The 398-nt window shown below is 69.8% G+C and carries 1 protein-coding gene; it reads right to left on the bottom strand.

Going from position 1 to position 398, the window contains the following annotated elements; genetic code table 11:
* A partial coding sequence (locus tag R0J88_RS18920) for a hypothetical protein (protein ID WP_410900716.1) occupies window positions 1–338 on the bottom strand: 338 nt, incomplete at its 3' end.
* Window positions 339–398 lie beyond the last annotated feature (60 nt).

The following is a 398-nucleotide window of genomic DNA, read 5'->3' as shown; positions in this document are numbered from 1 at the left end:
GCCACGGGCCGCGGGCTGAACACCGCGCCATAGCTGAAGACCGGGCCCGCCACCCGGCCGCGCGCCTGCACCACGTCGTGCCCCTGGCGCCGCATCAGGTCGGCCACCAGCGCGCCGCAGAACTGCCGCGCGGTGGTGTCCGCCGCGACTTCGGGAAACAACCTCTCGATGTCATCGCTGATGGCGGCGACGGCGGCCACGCCGACCCGCGACAGCGCCGCGTACTCGAGGTAGCGGCCGGGCTCATCGATCAGGGCCTCGAGCTGCTGCCCGAGCGGGGTGGCGCGGAATCGGTCGAAACGGGAGTGCATGGCGACGCTCGGATAGTAACTGCGCAAAACGATACGTTACTAGCCGGCCGCCGTCAACACGCGCGTATCAGTCTGCCTGTGTCAGCA

Source organism: Pseudoalteromonas sp. SIMBA_162 (assembly GCF_046535955.1).
Lineage (GTDB): Bacteria > Pseudomonadota > Gammaproteobacteria > Enterobacterales > Alteromonadaceae > Pseudoalteromonas > Pseudoalteromonas marina.
Note: the sequence above shows the minus strand (reverse complement) of the source record. Positions and strands in the feature narration are given on the sequence as shown.